Source organism: Fructobacillus sp. EFB-N1 (assembly GCF_001038455.1).
In the GTDB taxonomy this organism is placed as follows: Bacteria; Bacillota; Bacilli; order Lactobacillales; family Lactobacillaceae; genus Fructobacillus; species Fructobacillus cardui.
In genome coordinates this window covers 1-15,018 of the sequence record NZ_LDUY01000009.1, presented here as the reverse complement: position 1 = coordinate 15,018, position 15,018 = coordinate 1, and the positions used below count along the sequence as shown (strand labels likewise).

17 protein-coding genes and 2 tRNA genes are annotated in these 15,018 nt (G+C 42.4%); 16 read left to right on the top strand and 3 right to left on the bottom strand.

Features of this window, described 5'->3' with window-relative positions:
* The first annotated feature begins 28 nt into the window (after positions 1–28).
* The 13 genes from dnaX to rlmH all read left to right on the top strand — a co-directional run bounded on the left by dnaX (position 29) and on the right by rlmH (position 10,616).
* Positions 29–2,032: a DNA polymerase III subunit gamma/tau gene (gene dnaX / locus FEFB_RS03115; RefSeq protein WP_047974792.1), complete on the top strand. Its 2,004-nt coding sequence runs from the start codon at positions 29–31 to the stop codon at positions 2,030–2,032.
* A gap of 3 nt (positions 2,033–2,035) precedes the next feature.
* A complete protein-coding gene (recR, locus tag FEFB_RS03110) occupies positions 2,036–2,641 on the top strand; it encodes a recombination mediator RecR (protein ID WP_047974791.1) in 606 nt (201 codons plus the stop codon).
* Positions 2,641–2,907, top strand: a complete 267-nt coding sequence (locus FEFB_RS03105) for a YaaL family protein (RefSeq protein ID WP_047974790.1) — start codon at positions 2,641–2,643, stop codon at positions 2,905–2,907. The genes recR and FEFB_RS03105 overlap by 1 nt, the downstream gene beginning before the upstream one ends.
* 9 nt (positions 2,908–2,916) lie before the next feature.
* Complete coding sequence (tmk, locus tag FEFB_RS03100) at positions 2,917–3,549, top strand: dTMP kinase (protein WP_047974789.1); 633 nt, start codon at positions 2,917–2,919, stop codon at positions 3,547–3,549.
* A 4-nt stretch (positions 3,550–3,553) separates the two neighbouring features.
* Positions 3,554–3,877 carry a cyclic-di-AMP receptor gene (locus FEFB_RS03095; protein ID WP_047974788.1) on the top strand — a complete coding sequence of 108 codons (324 nt, stop codon included), beginning with the start codon at positions 3,554–3,556 and terminating at the stop codon, positions 3,875–3,877.
* Positions 3,878–3,883: 6 nt separating this feature from the next.
* Complete coding sequence (locus FEFB_RS03090) at positions 3,884–4,846, top strand: hypothetical protein (RefSeq protein WP_053068936.1); 963 nt, start codon at positions 3,884–3,886, stop codon at positions 4,844–4,846.
* A gap of 6 nt (positions 4,847–4,852) precedes the next feature.
* On the top strand, positions 4,853–5,770 hold the full coding sequence (rsmI, locus tag FEFB_RS03085) for a 16S rRNA (cytidine(1402)-2'-O)-methyltransferase (RefSeq protein WP_047974787.1): 918 nt from the start codon (positions 4,853–4,855) through the stop codon (positions 5,768–5,770).
* Entirely contained in the window at positions 5,763–6,521 is a 759-nt protein-coding gene (locus tag FEFB_RS03080; protein WP_047974786.1) for an acyl-[acyl-carrier-protein] thioesterase, read from the top strand. Before rsmI ends, FEFB_RS03080 begins: the two co-directional genes overlap by 8 nt.
* A complete protein-coding gene (gene galE, locus FEFB_RS03075; RefSeq protein WP_047974785.1) occupies positions 6,522–7,517 on the top strand; it encodes a UDP-glucose 4-epimerase GalE in 996 nt (331 codons plus the stop codon).
* A 165-nt stretch (positions 7,518–7,682) separates the two neighbouring features.
* Positions 7,683–8,561, top strand: coding sequence for an ROK family protein (locus FEFB_RS03070; protein WP_047974784.1), 879 nt, complete (start codon positions 7,683–7,685; stop codon positions 8,559–8,561).
* An 86-nt stretch (positions 8,562–8,647) separates the two neighbouring features.
* Positions 8,648–8,720, top strand: a tRNA-Lys gene (locus tag FEFB_RS03065).
* Between the two features lie 68 nt (positions 8,721–8,788).
* Positions 8,789–9,544 (top strand): M15 family metallopeptidase, encoded by a 756-nt coding sequence (locus tag FEFB_RS03060; protein ID WP_047974783.1) that lies wholly within the window; start codon positions 8,789–8,791, stop codon positions 9,542–9,544.
* A 592-nt stretch (positions 9,545–10,136) separates the two neighbouring features.
* A complete protein-coding gene (rlmH, locus tag FEFB_RS03055) occupies positions 10,137–10,616 on the top strand; it encodes a 23S rRNA (pseudouridine(1915)-N(3))-methyltransferase RlmH (protein WP_047974782.1) in 480 nt (159 codons plus the stop codon).
* A gap of 62 nt (positions 10,617–10,678) precedes the next feature.
* On the opposite strand, the gene FEFB_RS03050 is transcribed toward rlmH, so the two are convergent.
* Positions 10,679–11,332: an NAD(P)H-hydrate epimerase gene (locus FEFB_RS03050; RefSeq protein ID WP_047974781.1), complete on the bottom strand. Its 654-nt coding sequence runs from the start codon at positions 11,330–11,332 to the stop codon at positions 10,679–10,681.
* Positions 11,333–11,410: 78 nt separating this feature from the next.
* Between FEFB_RS03050 and FEFB_RS03045 the strand changes: the two genes are divergently transcribed.
* From FEFB_RS03045 to FEFB_RS08695, 3 genes are all read left to right on the top strand, one after another.
* A complete protein-coding gene (locus FEFB_RS03045) occupies positions 11,411–11,740 on the top strand; it encodes a hypothetical protein (RefSeq protein WP_047974780.1) in 330 nt (109 codons plus the stop codon).
* A gap of 47 nt (positions 11,741–11,787) precedes the next feature.
* Positions 11,788–11,875 (top strand) — tRNA-Ser (locus FEFB_RS03040).
* A gap of 444 nt (positions 11,876–12,319) precedes the next feature.
* Positions 12,320–12,496 (top strand): hypothetical protein, encoded by a 177-nt coding sequence (locus FEFB_RS08695; protein ID WP_161795087.1) that lies wholly within the window; start codon positions 12,320–12,322, stop codon positions 12,494–12,496.
* Between the two features lie 1,491 nt (positions 12,497–13,987).
* Here FEFB_RS08695 and FEFB_RS09155 read toward each other — a convergent pair.
* Positions 13,988–14,479, bottom strand: a complete 492-nt coding sequence (locus FEFB_RS09155) for a reverse transcriptase domain-containing protein (protein WP_369795895.1) — start codon at positions 14,477–14,479, stop codon at positions 13,988–13,990.
* A gap of 304 nt (positions 14,480–14,783) precedes the next feature.
* Positions 14,784–14,924 (bottom strand): helix-turn-helix transcriptional regulator, encoded by a 141-nt coding sequence (locus tag FEFB_RS08970; RefSeq protein WP_235271954.1) that lies wholly within the window; start codon positions 14,922–14,924, stop codon positions 14,784–14,786.
* Between the last annotated feature and the right edge of the window lie 94 nt (positions 14,925–15,018).

Genomic DNA, 15,018 nt, shown 5'->3' with positions numbered 1-15,018 from the left:
GGCTTTTTTTGTAAGGGAGGGGACCACCATGGCATATCAAGCACTTTACCGGGTGTACCGGCCAAGGACTTTTGAGCAAATGGTCGGCCAGGAAGTGATTACCAAGACGCTCGAGAACGCTATCGAGCAAAAGCAAACGGGTCACGCCTACCTATTCTCGGGACCACGAGGAACGGGAAAGACTTCAGCGGCCAAAATTTTTGCTCGAGAGGTTAATGGTATCAGCGAAGGCCATGCAAATGAGTCCCACCCTGACATTATTGAAATTGATGCTGCTTCGAACAACGGTGTTGATGAAATCCGCTCCATCCGTGATTCGGCTAATTACGCGCCGATTGAAGCACCGTTTAAAATTTATATTATTGATGAGGCCCACATGTTATCGACGGGGGCCTTTAATGCGCTTTTAAAGACTTTAGAGGAGCCACCAGCTCAGGTAAAGTTTATTTTAGCGACGACTGAAGTGCAAAAAATGCCCGCAACGATTCTGTCGCGGACACAGCGCTTTGAGTTTAAGCGCCTTTCAAACGAGACAATTAAGAACCGCATGACTGAAATCCTACACCAGGAAAATCAGGCATTTGAAGACCAAGCCTTAGATGTTGTGGCGACTGCCGCCGAAGGTGGGATGCGCGATGCTTTGTCAATTTTGGACCAGGTGATTGCCTACGGTCCCGATAAAATTACGCTCGAAAACGCCCTGACGGTAACCGGTTCGGTCAAAATCGATCAGTTACTGACTTACTTAAATCAGGTGTTGGACCAAGATACGGCGGCCGCTTTGGCCACTTTGTCTGCGATTTTGTTGGCAGGGAAGGATGCCAATCGCTTCTTAGCTGATTTGATGGCGACCCTGCGGGATGTGATGCTCGTTGATTTAGCGCCGGATTTGGTCAAGGCAACCAGCAAGGTGGAAGAGTTAAAGGCCTTTAAAACCAAAATCTCTCAAGACCAGTTGCAGCAAATGCTCGTTGTTATCGACGACGTAAAAACCCAGTTGGCGGCCTCGCTGCAAAGTGATATTTACCTTGAAATCTTAACGGTTAAGTTGACGCTTTCAGACGAAGACAAAAGTCAGCCAGTCTCAAAGGGTCAGTCGACTCAAACACCGCTGACAAATGGCGCAACTGAGAAACAAGTCAAGCCAACTGCTAAGGCAGTTGACACAGACCAGATTAAGTCAGCCGCTGTTTATGCTTTGGATACAAAGCAAGATACAACGACCGGGGTTAGGGTTGCAAAAACATTACAAGCCCAACCAGCTGCTATCGAGGCTGCTAACCAACATGCTCAACAAGAGCAGGCACCAAGCACAAAGCCAGAGCAGAACACTGATTTGTTGGCGGAAGATGACTTTGCCGGTGAAGAACCAGGTTCACCAGTTGAACCTGAGGTAAGCCGGCCAGTAGCAGAGCCAAAGCAAAGTACAGCGGACACTCAAGAACAGCCGGCCCAAGCAACAACGGCTACCAGCCAGCCAGCTACTCGAGCGCTCCCAACCGTTTATATCGGTCAAGAGCCAGTTCAAGCGGTTCTGTCTCAAGCAAAGCGTGAACGGCTGACACAGGCGCAAAACATCTGGCCCGACTTAGTCAAGGGCTTTGCAGTCAAAGATCAGGCGGTCTTGCAGACGGTCGAACCAATGGCCTCTTCCGACCAGGCCCTGATTTTAGCTTTTGATTTTCCGGCCATTATGGATGCTAGTTTACAGAATAACGATTTACTGGCGAACTTGGCAAATGCTCTGCGGGAAAATCAGCTACCAGAAACTTTAGTCTTGCGAAGTAAGGACGAATGGCAAAACGATCGGGCGGCTTACGTGGCAGCCTTGCGATCGGGACAAAAAATCGAGATTTCACTCGCTGACCTGACTCCGACTGTCTTAGAAGCCAATCACGACCAGGTGGCTCCAATGATTGAGACGGCGAACCAAGAAAAAGTTGACCAAGGGCCTGATTTAGTTCAAGAGGCAAAGGATCTCTTTGGGGATGATTTGGTCGTTGTGACCAAAACAGATGATGAAGGAAAATAGGACATGCAATATCCAGAACCAATTGCAAAATTAATCGATTCATATTCGAAGTTACCGGGGATTGGGGCAAAAACCGCCAGCCGGTTAGCCTTTTACACATTGGGGATGGATCAAGAAGATGTTAAATCCTTTGCAAACGCCTTGGCAACGGCGAAAGAATCAGTTACATTTTGTGAAATTTGCGGTAATATAACAACAAAGGATGAAAATCCCTGTGCCATTTGTTCCGATCCTAGCCGTGATCAAAGTACGGTTTTGGTCTTGCAAAATCCAAAGGATGTGATGGCGATGGAACAGACTGGGGAATACCACGGACTTTATCATGTCTTAAATGGCGTGATTTCCCCCAGTGCCGGAACAGGGCCAGAGGATATTAATCTGCCATCTTTAATTAAGCGCCTTTCAAAGGATGAACAGATTCAAGAAGTGATTGTTGGGACGAACGCCAATACCGATGGCGAAGCTACCGCGATGTACTTGGCGCGCCTTTTGAAGCCAGCCAATATTAAAGTAACCCGACTAGCAACCGGCTTAGCGGTTGGAGCCGATATCGATTATGCTGACCAACTGACCTTGATTAAGTCCATCGAAGGCAGAAATGAGCTCTAATGTTTAATAAAAAGAAAAAAGTGAATACGGGTTTTCTCAAAGAAGAGTTTGATGAATTGCTTTTAAGTCAAATTAATCAAGCGCGTTTAGAATATCACCAAGCGCAAGAATCCGAAACGGCATTGGTTGATTCGCGGGTCAACGGTCATATGATTCAGGCCCAAACGGCAGTCGATAAGGCAAAGTTCTTGTACCTCTACAATGAAGCAAAGCGTCGCAAAGCGGTGGCGAAGCAACCGCTGATTTTCAAGCAACCACAGGAATAGGAGCTTCACATGAGTGAGATGCATTTTTTATCATTTGAGGGTCCAGAGGGTGCAGGGAAAACCACGGTGATTGAGGCGGTGCGCCCGTACTTAGCAGAATTGGCTCAGGCGGATGTCTTAGTAACCAGAGAACCAGGTGGAACACCAGTAGCCGAAGGAATTCGAACGCTTCTCCAAGAAAAAACGGAGCCAGCAATGGATCCGTGGACGGAAGCGCTGCTCTATGCCGCTTCTCGGCGTGAGCACCTTGTCCAAACCGTCCAACCGGCAATTGCTGCGGGCAAGGTGGTTTTGTCAGACCGGTACCTTGATTCGTCATTAGCCTACCAAGGTGGTGGGCGTGAACTGGGTGTTGGCCGAATTGCCGAGTTAAATGCTTTTGCCACGCAGGGGCAACTACCAGACCTAACGATTTACTTGGATTTACCGGTTGAGGTTGGGTTGGAGCGGATTTTTGCCAATCGAAAGGGCAAGATTGACCGACTGGATGAAGAGGAACTTTCTTTCCATCAGACGGTCCGTCAAACTTATTTGGAATTGGTGGAAAAAATCCCCAAACGAATCAAGCTGGTCAACGCCAACCAAGATGTTCAAGCTGTAATTGAAGAAGTCAAGCAGGTCCTGGCGACCTATTGGAGGTAAAAAGATGAAATTAGTCAATGCCATTGTTCAAGATAAAGATGCAACAAAGTTAGCCAACGCCTTCGTCAAGGCTAAGATTCAAGCAACTCGTCTCGCCACATCCGGTGGCTTCTTACGGTCTGGTAACACGACCTTCATCATTGCTATTGATGAGGACCGGGTTGAGGAAGTTCTGCAAATTATTAAAGATATTTCACAAAAGCGGAAGCAATTTATGGTGCCACCAATTAGCGTGGAGGGGGAGCGGACAGGTGCTTTCCCAGTCGAAGTCGAAGTGGGTGGGGCCACTGTCTTCACGCAGACAATTGATGATTTCTACCAGTTCTAATTTTTAATGGCTAAAAAAAACAGTAACAAGGGTCAAATAGCCCAAAATACCGCCGAACCGGCTCTTGTTGACCAAGACTTTCAGGCAATGGCAGAAGCGGCTTATCCGGCTAATTACCGCCAGTTTGAGCAAGCGGTAGCAGAAGATCGCCTTTCACACCTCTATTTGTTAACCGGTGTGGGGGATGCTGAAAAAATCGCCTTGGCGAAGTCGTTAGCTTCCTTTGTCCTTGGCCAAGATGAGCTGACAAAGCAGCGACTAGCGGCCTTTGACCATCCTGATTTTGTGACCGTTTTACCCGAAAAACCGGGAGCAGCGATTAAAATCGCGCAAATCAGGTCCTTGGTCCCAGAGCTGACGACAACTGCTTTGGAAGGAAAACGAAAAATCTTCGTGATCGACCAGGCGGATACGTTGACGACGGCCGCGGCTAATTCCTTGTTGAAGTTTATCGAGGAACCGGCGGGCCCGCAATTGATTTTGCTGTTAGCAAATAAAGCAAGCGATGTCTTGGCAACGATTCGATCGCGTGCCCAGCTGGTGAATCTACAGGCCTCCAATCAAGTCAACCTGGATAGTCAGGCTGCGAAGGAGGCTTTTGCCAAGGAAGCCCAGACAAAGGTTTTCAAGTGGTTTGAGCTAGCAATGACGCAGGATGTGGCTTTAATGGCTTATCTGCAGGGACAGCTTTTGCCCTTGGTGACCCTCAAGGACCAGGAAAATCAGGTTCTGTCTTGGCTTCAGTCACTCGGTCGCGATTTAGCAGTTTATGCTTATGTTGATCAAGACCAATTGGCTTTTCCACAGTTGCTTGGTTTTTATAAGGAAATGGTCAAACGTTATCAACCAGACCAGCTGTTAGCAGTGGGTAAGCTGATTTTGCAAACCGACCAATTGAAAAACGTTAATATTTCTTGGCAAAGTCGGTTAGAAAAGCTAGGGCTCGAAATCACAATAGCCTTGGGATAGGATGATATGCAGGTACAAAAAAGTTTTGCAGAACAAAAAACGGGGACGTTGTACCTCGTTGCCACACCAATCGGTAACCTTCAGGACATGTCAAATCGCGCCATTGAGGTCTTGTCGACTGTTGATGTGATTGCTGCTGAGGACACAAGACATACACAGCTGTTATTAAATTATTTTGATATTCATACCAAAAAGACGGCACTGCACGAACATAACTGGCAGGAAAAGGCACCACTGATTGTTCAAGATCTTTTGGAAGGGCAGTCGGTTGCCCAAGTTTCTGATGCGGGCTTGCCCTCCATCTCGGATCCGGGGAAGGAACTAGTGGCCCAAGCAATTGTTGCTGGGATTCCAGTTGTGCCTGTGCCAGGTGCTTCAGCCGGTATTACAGCCCTAATTGCTTCTGGCTTAGTGCCTCAACCCTTTTATTTTCATGGTTTCTTACCACGAAAGAAGGGGGAGCAACAGGCTGTTTTGGCGGACCTTGCTCGTCGGCCAGAGACGCTGATTTTTTATGAGGCCCCTCATCGCCTAAAGGCAACCATGGAAAATCTACTAACTGTTTGTGGCCCCAACCGTCGCGTCGTCTTGGCTCGGGAGTTAACAAAGCGGTACGAGGAATTCTTGCGCGGGACCACGAAAGAGTTGGCCGATTGGCTAGTTGAAAATCAGGCCCGTGGGGAATTTGTTTTGATGGTTGCCGGCGCTAACACAGAAGACCTAAAAGAAATGGCCGAGCCACAGCAAGGAGATGCACAAGTCTTGGCTGAAACGGCTGACCTCCCCGTGGACCAAGCGGTGGCCGAATTAGTGACGGCCGGTCAAAAGCCCAATCAAGCCATCAAGCAGGTGGCCAAGGATCGGGGATTAAACCGGCAAGAGGTTTATAAAATTTATCATCAAATCGAGGAAGACCATGGCTGATATTTTTTCAATTACACGACCTATTGAGTATTATCAGGTCGATTTGACACGAAAGCTTTCATTACCAATGGTCTTGAATCTGGCCATCCTGTGCTCACGACTTCAGGGTGAGCATTTGAACGTTGGCTATACCGAAACCGATAAACGCGGTTTGGGTTGGGTCATCTTACAATATGATTTAAAGATTATTCGCCGGCCAAAATTAGGTGAAAAAATTACAATCGAAACCAAGGCTGGTGAATGGTCTTCTTTCTTTGCCATGCGTGGTTTTTACTTTAAGGATGCCAATGGTGAGGTCATTATTGATATTGATTCCCTTTGGGCCTTGATTGATCTAGAGACCAGGCGAATGCAGCGCTTGCCAGAGGACCTGGTGGTTCCCTATGGTGGCCAAGAGGTGCATCGCTTGGACAAGATGGTCAAAGTTGATAAAATTAAAGATGAAGATGTTCAGGTTAGGCGACCCTATCAAGTGCGCTTCTTGGACATTGATGGAAACCGCCACGTTAACAATTCCAAATATTTGGAGTGGATGCTGGATGTATTGCCCTTTGATTTCTTGAAAGACCATGAGGCGACTAATTTGACCATTCGTTATGAAAACGAAGTCCATTACGGTCACCAAGTTGAATCACAAGCGATTTTAACAGATAATAAATCAAGACACCGGGTTGTCAAAGAAGACGGTATTTCGGCGGAAGCCGTGATTACCTGGATGGATCGACCCGGACAAAAAAGTGAGGAAAAGTAAATGTCTGTATTAGTATTAGGTGGCGCTGGCTATATCGGTTCGCACATGGTGCGCCGGTTGTTGGACCAAGGCCAGGATGTTGTTGTTGTTGATAATTTGGTCAAGGGCCACCGGGCAGCGGTGGCCCCAGAAGCCAAGTTTTACCAAGTCGACATTCGTGATAAGAAGGCTTTGTCGGAAGTTTTTGAAAAAGAGAACATCGATGCCGTTGTTCACTTTGCAGCCTTCTCAATTGTGCCTGAATCCGTTGCCGAACCATTGATGTACTTTGATAACAACACGGCAGGTATGGTGACTTTGCTTGAAGTGATGAAAGACTTTGATGTGAAGAAGATTGTCTTCTCATCAACGGCCGCTACTTATGGTAACCCAGTCAACATTCCCATCAAGGAAACTGACCCACAAAACCCAATCAATCCCTATGGGGAATCAAAGTTGATGATGGAAAAGATGATGGCCTGGGCCGATTCAGCCTATGACATCAAGTGGGTGGCCTTGCGTTACTTCAACGTGGCGGGTGCCATTGATGATGGATCAATTGGTGAGGACCACGGTCCAGAAACACACTTGGTGCCAATCATCTTGCAGGCAGCAGCCGGTCAACGTGACTACATCGAAATGTTTGGGGATGACTATAACACGCCAGATGGTTTCAACGTCCGTGATTACGTCCATGTTGTTGACTTGGCAGACGCTCACATTTTGGCCTTGGATTACTTGGCTAAGGGTAACAAATCAGCTCAATTTAACTTGGGATCAGCCACTGGTTTTTCTGTTAAGGAAATGGTTGAGTCAGCCCGTGAAGCAACTGGTGTAAACATTGAAGCCAAGGTTGGCCCTCGCCGTTCTGGTGACCCTGATATTTTGGTTGCGGATTCCACGCAAGCTCGAGAAGTCTTGGGCTGGCAACCAAAGTTTGACAACGTGAAGGACATCATCAAAACAGCTTGGAATTGGAAAGAAAAGCATCCAAACGGCTATGATGACCGCAAATAAAGTTAAAAGGCCAAAAGGCCTTTTTTTAGTGCGATTTTGTAATATAATTAATAAAAAAGCAAAAAAGTGTTGTTTGTTTTTCTGTAAGCGTTTACAATAAAGGTAAAGAAACGTGTTGACTAAAATCAACCTCCGGTTCAAAACAAAGCGGAAAGGATGTTCGCCATGGCACTATTAGGAGCAATTGAAGGCGGCGGTACGAAGTTTGTTTTAGCTGTCTGTGATGAGGATATGAAGATTGTTGACCGTCAGTCGATTCCGACTGAAGACGGTGAAAAGACGCTTGATGCGGTGATTGCCTACTTTGATCAGTTTGAGGATATCAAAGCAATGGGGATTGCGATGTTTGGACCGATTGATATTAACCCGGAGTCCAAGACTTATGGCCGCGTCTTAGACACACCAAAACGTGGTTGGTCTGGTTATGATTTCATGGGTCGAATGAAAGCCTGGCGTGACATTCCTTACTACTGGACCACGGACGTTAATGGCGCTGCGTGGGCAGAGTATAAGACGGGGGCTGTGAAGGAAAATCAATCAATGGTTTACCTGACGATTGGTACTGGTGTTGGTGCTGGAATCATCAACCGTGGCCATTTTCTAGCTGGTTACGGCCATCCTGAAGCAGGCCACATTATGATTCAAAAGCATCCAAAGGATGACTATCAGGGCCATTGCCCATTTCACCAAGACCACTGTTTGGAAGGTTTGGCTTCTGGACCGGCTATGGCCGAGCGTTGGGACATGACGGCCAAGGAATTGCCTGATGATCATATCGCTTGGGAAATCGAAGCCGACTACTTAGCACAGGCCGCTGTCGACTTTACGGTCATCCTCCGTCCCGATAAGATTATTTTTGGTGGTGGGGTGCCACACCGTGAAAATTTGTTACCAATGGTTCGGAAGGCCTTTGCGGATAAGTTCCGTAACTATTTGGCAACACCTGATTTTGAGGACTACATTGTGCCCGTTTCGACTGGAGATAATGCAGGTATCATTGGTTGCTTCTATTTGGCCCAAGCTAAGCTAGCGGAAGAAGAATAAATTAGAAAATTCCACTTTTTTGGTGAAAAAGCTTGCCGATTGTCACTATATATGGTATGATATCTTTTGTTGTGAAAGACATCCATGGTTAGTTAGCTCAGTTGGTAGAGCAACGGACTCTTAATCCGTGGGTCCAGGGTTCGAGCCCCTGACTGACCATCATAAAATAAAAGGCTGGAATTTATTCCAGTCTTTTTTTGTACCGTAAGGCCATAGGAGGTTTGCTGATGACAAATAAAAAAAGAATCATAGCGGTGATTATCGTTCTGATTTTATTGGCGGTGATTGCTTGGTTGGCACTTGGATCACATAGGCAAAATCAAGGCCAGAAAACGAGCCAGTCACAGACAAAGGCAACGACAACTAGCCTGCCAAAGGGTGTCAAGAGCACCGACTGGAACCTTGTATTGATTAATAAGCAACATCCAGAAAATCAGGAAATTAGTTTTACCCAGGCTAAGGTTGGGGATAAGGTTGTTAACCAAAAGATTCAGCAAAGCGTGATTGATTTTATGGCAGGAGCCAAGGCGGCCGGTTATGATACCACCTTGGTGTCAGGCTACCGATCAATTGAATATCAGAAGGAAGTCTTTGCGAATGTCTTAGCAAACAACGAAAAGAATGGTGAATCGGAGGAAAAGGCGTTGGCCGAAACTAAGAGGGTTGTGCAAACACCTGGTTCATCCGAACACCAAACTGGTTTGGCCATTGATTTAGCTGGAAACGATGCTTTAGCGAAGTATCCAGGCTTAACTGGTGAGATGGACCAGTTCGCTTCGCAGCGTTGGCTAATTGACCACGCCCCTGACTATGGTTTTATTCTTCGTTACCCAAAGGACAAGGCATCGATTAAGGAGACGGGCATCGATTATGAGTCCTGGCATTTCCGGTATGTTGGGGTCACAAATGCGAAGTATATGACAAAACATCATCTAACCCTCGAGGCCTATTTGAAGGCTCTGAAGGCGCGTGAGGCGTCTTAAAAAATGAAGGCGGATAACTTGGAATTACGTTCCTAGTTATCCGCTTTTTTGTTGACTGTGATTTAGTGAATTGTTCCTTTATCGAAACGATTGGATAAATTTAATAAACAGATGGAAAATGACATCTAATCAATAAAATTAGCGACTATACCAATTTTAGAATGTCTGTTCGGTTGATTTGCGGTAAAATGAATAGTTGAGTTACAAAAGAGTTTTTAAATTCGCCTTTTCTGTGGAAAAAGCCGGTATTCAGCGCTTTATCACAAGGACAACCTTAGACTATGTGGCAAAAAGACGAATGTTGACATGGACTTAAGGGGAACAGATGTGCTCTTTTGTTCGTAAAAAGGGGAATGGGGGAAAATTTGGGATAAGTTTTCAAAAATCCCAGTCTTATCGCCTTTCTCTTTTTGGAAAAGTCCCCCCAAAAGCCTGTGGATAAGTGGTGCGTTTGGGGATAAACCAGCAGAAATTGGTCTATGTTGGCTGATTTTGTGGGTATAAGTCTGGGGAATAGTGGATAAAAAAGTGGATAAGTTGAATGAAAGGGAACAAGTTTTGATTTTAGACCAAAACAAGTGGTGAAATTAAAATGAAAATTAAAGTATTAACGGTTGGAAAATTAAAAGAAGATTACTTGAAAAAGGGAATTGCGGAATATGCCAAGCGCTTGAATCGTTTCGGGACTGTTGAAATGGTGGAGGTTGCTGATGAAAAGACGCCTGAAAAAGCATCGGCAGCCGAAAATCAACAAATCAAGGCAAAGGAAGCGGAACGAATCCAAGGAAAAATTGGGGAGCGGGACTTTGTCGTTGTTTTAGCGATTGAAGGGAAGGAACTAGCTTCGGAAGACTTTGCGCAGAAATTAGAAGCTGCCAAGAACACGGGGCACGGTACCCTCACCTTCATTATTGGTGGATCCCTGGGGTTGGACCCCGCCATTAAAAAGCGCGCCAACCTCTTACTTTCCTTTGGACGGTTAACGCTGCCGCACCAGCTGATGCGTTTGGTGTTGGTTGAGCAGATTTATCGAGCAATGATGATTTCAGCGGGTTCGACTTATCATAAATAAGTAGTAATCAAATGCGACAAAAAAGCCAAACCCTTCGAGGTTTGGCTTTTTTCGTAGTATTGCTATTGCTCTTTAATTGAGAACTGGAAGTCCTCTGGGACGACAATCCCAATATCCTTGACCAGGACTTGTCCAGCAGATTTTTTTCCTGGATTCTCAGTGACACCGGCCTTGATAAAGCCAAAGGAAATTGTCGTTTTGGCTTTCAGTGCGGCACCCATAATTTGGCCGGTAGTGCCATTCACACCTGTCGGGAGGTCGAGTGCCACAACGGTACTTTCGATATGGTTGGCCGCCTTGACCATCTTTTGCAGGCCTTCAGGTAGATCCTTATTTAATCCAGTCCCAAAGATGGCGTCGATGATTAATGAAGCCTGCTTGAAGTCTGATTTTTCAGAACGGGGAACGCCACAGGATTCAGCAATTTGTAGCTGATGCTTGACGGCGGGCTTAGCCTTGTTGGCATTACCGACAAACTGTAATGAAACGGGAATGTGCAACTGGTGCAACAAGCGCGCAAGGGCAATCCCATCGGCACCGTTATTGCCTAGGCCAACTAAGACCAAGACGTTGGAGAGGTCATAGGCACCGGCGCCAAGAACGTCCAAGGCGGCTAAAGCCGCACGTTCAATCAAAACATCTTCTGACAAACCGATGGTTGTCATCGTGTATTGGTCTAGTTCCTGCATTTCTTCTGTTGTCACGAGTTGTGTCATTCAAATCACCTTAGTATAATAGATATATTCAATTATAATATAGAACAGCAAAAAAGAGTAATGAAAGGCGGCCACAAAATGGATAACATGGAAGTTGCTGATGATTATCAACAGGTAAAGGACCAAGTGGCGATTTTGAATGCCCGAGGTGAAGCGGTCACCGAAGAAGAAATGATTGAGCGGACCCTTTTGCGTGGTTTGGAAGAAATTTTGGACTACCGGATGGATGGTACCTTTTACACGGTTAAGTGGAACAACCAGAAGGAGTTGGAGCTTTACGATGTCTATCATGAGCTTTCCGCAACCATTAAGCCAAAGGGCAGCTCTTTGATGGAAGACTTTAAGAATGACGATCAAGGATTGTGGGACAACTTCAATTTGTCCGTGATGGCAATCGAGAACCGTTAAAAATGCTTGCCGTAACAAACATTATCTGTTATGATATTATCTGTTACGGAGAAGTACTCAAGAGGCTGAAGAGGCGCCCTTGCTAAGGGTGTAGACGTGTTAAAGCGTGCGAGGGTTCGAATCCCTTCTTCTCCATAGAAGCCTGCAACAGTGGGCATTAGTAGTTAAAAATCTTGAGAAGTGTTACTTTAGTACTCAAGGAAAATCAATAAAATTAATCTAAATGGTACTTTTTTTGAATAAAAAAATTGCTGACAGGTGACAGAAAAAGCTTACGATTTTAAATCGTAAGCTTTTTTATTAAAAATGAGTTCAATCGGTTTTACTCTTTAAAAGATATAAAAATATTTGTGGTAATGGCTAGAGGATTATAGCTTTTGTTGATTTTAGGTTTTTAATTAGGATAAAAGCAACAAGAAAATATCGATAATTGAATACGTGTTACTAAATGACAAATAACAATTAATATTTTGTTATTGGACTGTTATTCACAAATCCGATATGTGTCTGTTGTCTTGGAAAAAGTGGGAGTCTATAATTCCACGAAATGTGTAAAGAGAAGGAGGAAAACTGAAAAATATGCAAAAAGATAAATTAGCAAAGGTAGTAATAATAATTACTGTCCTTATAACTTCAGCTATTCAAATTGAGATAGAGAGTTTTATGCCAAAATATTCAATTGTAATTACTATAGTAGTTTTGCTAATTGAATTGCCTATCCTTTATTATATTTTGCAAAATATCCACAAAAAATGAGCTTAGCATAATGTACGATTACGCTAAGCAAATATCCATGGTTTGATAGGTATCAAGTTCTGTTTTTTTGTGAGAGTGATTACTTTGAACTTTGTTGAACTTAAGTTAGGTTATATTATAGTAGATATCGAGCATGAAAAAATCTTCTTTTATAAAATGATATCTTCCTCAGAATTTTTGATTAAGAGTTGAAAAAACAAAATGATGACTGTACTAATAAAATGTATTTGTAGTCTTAGTTGCAACCCTTTTACTTAACTTTGAACATCAAAAAAGTTTTTGGGACTCTTTTTTTAGAGGAATTTGAGACAATATAAATAAGAATAAGTCAAAGAAAGAAGAATAAATTTGTACAATCTGTTTCGAAAATATCATACTTTAGTTTTGACAATAATCACATTTGTAATGGTCGTGAATATATTTAGTAGTATTCATATTCATAATAAATATGAATTTTTAAGCGTTCTTGTTTGGCTTTTTACGGCTACGTCAGCCATCATTAATTCAAGAGCTCAACGTTCTCATGAAAATTATTAATTAGTAGGTGATACTCTATTTGATTTCAACCATGATCTTCTTTTTTATTATTCATTTTCTTTTTCATAATAATTTTGTAAAGGATTTTTTATCAGTCATCTTTTTTATTACTAGTTATTATTTAATAAACGTTATCTTACAAATACTTCTCAAGATTCTAAAAAATAACTTCTTTATTAAAACAGTGTTGAGAAAGGAAGGAAGTGTGAAAAAAGTATTATCTTACATCAATTGGAGTGCTGCTGTGGCACTCCAATTGAATGCTTTAATTACTAATTTCATTTGGCACGTTAATTGGATTTTATCGATATTACTTTTTATCATTCTATTTGCCCTATCAGAAAGTTTAGTCCAATACATCAAAAAAAATTGCATCAAGACTCTCAAAAGATCATTTTTTCAAAAAAATGATTTTTTGAAATCTATGAGAATCACATCAATTGTTAACTGTTAAATTTCAAAATAGACACCTTAACAAAGAGAAAAGCAGGCCCCAAGTACTGGAATCTGCTTTTTTGCTTTCGTTAGCCGGCATTATGTTAGGTTGGTGTATCCAGTTGATTTTCGTCAGACATTTTCCCTCTACAGCTATTTTTGTATTATTACTGAAGAGGGGGAACTTTTTTCATAAATTAGTTTAAATAAATTACAACTTAATTTGTAATATTTATGCTGTTAATTTGATTTTTTAGTTCTTCAAATGCATTCTTTTCTATACTTTGTGCAAAATTTATTTTTTCTATGAGTTTGGACTTCATCTCTTTGGTTGGATTAATTTTAAATATTTTAAATAATTGTATAATTTCATTTCGTATACGGTTAGGCACTTTTAATTTTTTTGTTTATCTATGATAATTCTTGTTACTCTTCTTGCACTGTTCTTCCTACTAAAATTAACTTTATTATTTTTTATTTTATGCCCATAAGCATGAACAACTTTTGAAATTAGTGAGATTATCTTTTATTATTGAAATTGTCAGGACCTGATATTGTAATATCATCTACCCAAGTAGTCATAATTAAACCTCGCTCACTTACTATTTTGTTTATTTCAAAAAACATATCTTGGTACGCAAAAAAAGATAATACCATGCTGGGAGATGAGCCCTGGCATAGACCGTTATTGTACAGTAATAAATTGCATAATAGCTCACTAACGTCAGGGCTACATTGCATTTTTTTGTTAAAAAAAGAATAAATATATTCTCGAGTACAATTCGGGTAAAAGTTTGACATATCTAACTTTAAAATTTGATTGTTTTTAAGGTGCTTGTGAGCATTCTTAAGTGTGCTCTTTCCTTTTTCACCAGCCATAAGATAGTCTGGCCTATCGATTCTTTTTAGTAACTTGAATATTCTTCTTTGAATTTTTTTTAAGGAAGCAGATGGTGCAGATATAGGACGAGTTTCAGTACTATTTTTTTCCTCTTTTGATAGGTTATATATTTTTTTGTCACTCTGTTTCGATAGTTTAATAAGATCTTGTAGATCTATATGTAATAATTTGGATAATTTTTTTTACTACTGCAATTATAAAGCGCATTTTGGTCGATATTATATGTTTTTTTCATAAAAGAATTTTATAGATTTGATGTTCCTTTTGCTGTCAAAGTGCCTAGTAGTTTCTGTAGAACACTAGACACTACCTTTTCTGCCATATTTTTTTCATTACTAAAATTAGAATCTTCAACTAATAATAAAATGCTTGAAGTTTTAATGCCCAAAACATCAGCATATTTATTCAGTAATTTTAGGCTGGGCTCTTTTTTCCATTTTCTATTTCTGACAAATAGCTTGGTGAGATATCGAGTAGTGTTGAGAAGTCTTTAGCCGAAGAATCATATAGTATTCTTAATTTTTTTAATATTTCTGACATTGTTTTTTGCGTCATGTTTGAGCTCCTTATTTTTTATTCAAATTTTTATTAAAAGGCAGATTACAAGTTTAATTCGAACAACTCCGAAAAACTTCTAGTGGCGTCTGGT